The organism is Microbulbifer sp. (assembly GCF_036563125.1).
Lineage (GTDB): Bacteria > Pseudomonadota > Gammaproteobacteria > Pseudomonadales > Cellvibrionaceae > Microbulbifer.
The window spans coordinates 1-3956 of sequence record NZ_DATCMV010000070.1 but is presented as its reverse complement, the minus strand read 5'-3'; the positions used below and the strand labels follow the sequence as shown (position 1 = coordinate 3956).

4 protein-coding genes are annotated in these 3956 nt (G+C 62.3%); all 4 read right to left on the bottom strand.

All coding sequences use genetic code 11. The features are described 5' to 3' along the window. A partial coding sequence (locus VIL80_RS05890; RefSeq protein WP_332035219.1) for a hypothetical protein occupies positions 1 to 707 on the bottom strand: 707 nt, incomplete at its 3' end. Then, positions 704 to 2320 carry a VWA domain-containing protein gene (locus VIL80_RS05885; protein ID WP_332035218.1) on the bottom strand — a complete coding sequence of 539 codons (1617 nt, stop codon included), beginning with the start codon at positions 2318 to 2320 and terminating at the stop codon, positions 704 to 706. The genes VIL80_RS05890 and VIL80_RS05885, both read right to left, overlap by 4 nt. Beyond that, positions 2317 to 3312 carry a VWA domain-containing protein gene (locus tag VIL80_RS05880; RefSeq protein ID WP_332035217.1) on the bottom strand — a complete coding sequence of 332 codons (996 nt, stop codon included), beginning with the start codon at positions 3310 to 3312 and terminating at the stop codon, positions 2317 to 2319. Before VIL80_RS05880 ends, VIL80_RS05885 begins: the two co-directional genes overlap by 4 nt. Further along, a complete protein-coding gene (locus tag VIL80_RS05875; protein WP_332035216.1) occupies positions 3309 to 3893 on the bottom strand; it encodes a DUF4381 domain-containing protein in 585 nt (194 codons plus the stop codon). Before VIL80_RS05875 ends, VIL80_RS05880 begins: the two co-directional genes overlap by 4 nt. Positions 3894 to 3956 lie beyond the last annotated feature (63 nt).

Sequence of the window (3956 nt, the reverse complement as noted above, 5' to 3'; positions counted from 1 at the left end):
TCCGCCACGTAGGTTACGCGCTCAGTACGGATACCGATGGTTTCGTCGTTGCGGGAATCGGTTTTGTCTTCCGCCTTGTGGGCGTCTGCATAGGCGGCCAGGCCGTTCGGGCTTTGCGTGTTCAGCAGCTGGGGAATAAATCTCACCGTGGAGCCCACGAGGGTGGCGGTGACGGTGCGGGAAAAGGCATCACCCGTGCGCATTTTTTCTGGCTCACCCTCGATGCTTTGAGTGAGGGTCAGATCCCGCGCGGCAATAAACGGTTGCAATCCCTCGGCACCCTTGGGCGTACTGACCACAATGGCGGGCGGTGCGAGCTTGAGCGCCGCCTGCAGATCACCGCCGCCGTCGGGATTCTTGTAGATGACCTTGATCTCTCCAGCGGCGAGGCGATAGGTGCCCGGTGCCAGCGGTACGATAAGGTACTCACGGGTGACCCCGGACCAGGTGTTGCCGTCGATCACCTGGCTGACCGCGAGCGACGAGCGACCGGGCAGGGTGATGGAGAGATTGGGCTGGTCAAATTCGGGAAAATCCGCCGGCTTGGTCATCCACGTTGGTACCAGAATGGTGACCACCAAGGAGAGCGATTGACCGGGCACGGCCTTTTCCGCCGACAGGCGGGATTCGATCCGCGGTGCATCCGCGGCCACGGTCAGGGCACTGGTAAACATCCAAAGGGTGAAGGTGAGAATCCAGCGTTTCACCGGCGATTCTCCCCGCTGCCTTTGTCATTATTTTTTGCGCTGGCGGCTTCGGCGGCAAAGCGCTGTTTGAGATATTCGCTGGTGCCGGTGTCGAGCGTGGACATCCACTGCTCGGCACTCACCGGGTTTTCATTTTTCGCCTTGTCCTGCTGCTGCGGTTTCTGCTGCGGTTGTTCCAGTTCGGACTCCTCGCCTTGTTCGCCGGACGGCTGCAGTTCCTCTTCCTCTTCGCCGCGGGAACTTTGCATATACGCGAGAATTTTTTGCGTCAGTTCCAGGTTTTTTTGTGCGCCGGGAAATTCGGGGTCGAATTGCAATACCTGCTGAAATGCCGCGATGGAATCCTCGTATTGCCCGGTTTTGGTCAGTGCCATGGCCCGGGTAAACAGCGCCTCAGGGGTATCGAGTTCGGCGAGAACATTGGCTGCGTCTTCAAACTGCCCGGCCTGGTAGAGGGCGTAGCCCCTGCGGTACGGATCCTGAAAGCTGGCCGCGGCGCGGCGGTAGTCTTTGCGGAAGCTGAACCACTGTCCTAACTGATCCGGAGTGAGGAGCCTGCCCAGCAGCCTGCCGTCGCCACTGGCGCTCGGCTGTGGATTTTGCGCCGCGACATTGTCGGGTAGACCTTGCATCATCGTGAACGCCAGCAGGATAACGGCGCTGGTGGAAAGTGCCCTGCGGGACCCATTCCTTCCAGACATCGCCCAGCCGCGGCGAAACCACAGCAGCGCGAGCAATGCCGCCGGCCACGCCAGCCACCAGCCGCGATCTTCCCACTGCAGGTTTTTGTCGGATGCCAGTGCCTGGCGGAAGGCGCTGTCGAAATAGCGGTTGAGCGCGCGCAGGTCACTCTTGTCCGCGCTCACACGCTCCACCCGCGCATCGCGTACTTTGGAAATAGCGCCGCCATTCTGGTTGCCTGGCGCTACGAGCAGAAAGCCCAATCCGTTTTGATTGTTGTGTTGTGACATGGCGTTGGCATCGTCATCGCTGAGGCTGTTGAGTAAAAACAGGATGCCGCCGGGAGTCTCCTCATTGGCAAGAATCTGTTCCGCGAGTTTCAGCGCCGCTGCGGCGTTCTCTCCCGGTACCGGCATTACCTCCGGGCTCAGTCCTTCCAGATAGGGGCGCAGCAATGCCTGGTCATCGGTCAATGGCACCACGCGATGGGCGCTGCCCGCATAGGCGACCAGCGCCGTGGGCGCGCCGTCGCGGGTCTCCAGCAGGTCGAGCACTTTCTGTTTGGCGCGGGCGAGGCGGTCGGGCGGTACGTCTTTTTCCAGCATGCTTTCACTGACTTGCAGTGCCACTACCAGTGGTGTGGTCTTGGCCATCAGCGGGTCCGGCAGGCGCGTCCAGCTGGGGCCGGCGGTGCCGAGGGTCAGAAGTACGAGCAACAGTGCGATCAGGTCCACCGGTTTTAACAAACGCCGGCGTTGATCGCCCACCACCAGGGCCTGCGCCAGGTGCGGGGCAATTGGTCCGCTATTTTGGGCGTCCCTGTGCTGGTCGCGTCGGAAGTACCACCACAGAAGCAGAATCAGCGGCAATAGCAGCAGCCACGCCGGGCGCAGGAAGTGGAACGCGGAGAAATCGGTGAGCAGCGTGCTCATGTTGCGGTCCGGCGTCGTGCCATTCTCGATGGCTGCAGACGGGCCGCGAGGCCGAGCAGGCCCAGCAGCAACGCGAGGCCCAAGGGCCAGTGCGCCAGGGCGTGGTGGGGGCGGTAGGTTTCACTGTCGATCATTTTCGGCGCCAGTTTGTCGATCTGGTCGTATACCGCCGCCAGCGCCTGTTCGTCGTTGGCAAAATAAAACTCGCCGCCGGTACGTTTGGCGATGGCTTTTAGGGCGTCCACATCCACCCGGTTTTCTTCCACGTCGCTGTCCGGGTCGCCCACGCCGATGGTGAGAATCTTGACCTTGCGCTGGGCGGCAATGGCGGCGGCGTTGATCGGGCTCATGGTGCTGGCGGTGTCGCTGCCGTCACTCAACAGGATCAGCAGGCGCTGTTCCACCTCGCTGCTTTCAAACTGGCGGATGGCGAGGCCGATGGCATCGCCCAGTGCGGTGTGGGGGCCGGCCATGCCCACCTCAGTTTCCTGCAGTAATTCGAGCACCGTATCCAGGTCGGTGGTCAGTGGTGCCTGCACAAACGCCTTGGTGCCGAACACGATCAGCGCCACGCGCTCGCCTTCACGGCTTTTGAGAAATTGCGTTAACACCTGTTTGACGCCGTCGAGACGCTGCATTTTTTGGCCATCGCTGGCGATAAAGTCCTCCTGTTCCATGGAACCGGAAATATCCACGGCGACAATCAAGTCCCGCGCGGGCTTTTGCAGTGTCACCGCATCGCCCTCGTATTCCGGCCGCGCCAGGGCGGTGACGATCAGCGTCCAGATCATGGCACCCAGCAGCCACTGCCAGCGACTGCGGTCGAGCACCACCGCACCCGCGCCGGGCTTTATGCCGATGGCCTGCACCAGTTGCTGGAAAAACGGCACCCGCAGGGCGGGCACGCGCTCCCGGTGAGCCGGTACGAATTTCCACACGAGAAATGGCAGCGGCAACAGGGCCAAGGCCCAGGGAGTGGCAAAGTCGATCACGGCGGGGCCTCGGCAGTTTTGCGGGGCCAATGAAACCGGCGTGAACTTGGGTGGTCGACCTTGTGCTGGCGAATCCAGTCACGCGCGGCCTGCGCCAGCGCACCGGACTGTGCCGGTCTCTCTTTGCGGTAGGGGCCCTGCAACAAAGCGCGCCCCACGTCGCCGCTGAAGCCGTTGCCCGGGTAGCGCTGGTTGAGAAAGCCGAGCCAGTGGTCGCCGGTCAGTGCCGCAACTTCGGTGCGGGGATAGGCGACGAGGGCCGTGCGGCGCAGTATTTCCGCGATCTGTGCGGGATCCTCCGCGGCCTGCTGCAGTTCGGCGAGCGCGGCGCGTCGATAGGCATTGGCGCGATAGGTCTGTATTTGCCGCCAAACAAAAAATACAAGCAGCAGTAGCAGGAGCGCGGCGAGACCTTTTGCCGCAGGGGTTGCCGGCCACATGGAGACCGCTGGGGGCTGCGGCGGTGGTACCAGCTGCGCGATCATATCCGGCAGGGTTTCGTCTCCCGCTGCGGCATTGCTGTTCGCGTTGCCCGTGGTGTTTTCTGTGGGCGGGTCTTGTGTGGCTGGGGCCTGCTGCATTCGCCTAATCCTTTGCCACTTGCTTGTGCCCGGGGTGTGCCGGGTAGGGCATCAATCCCAGCA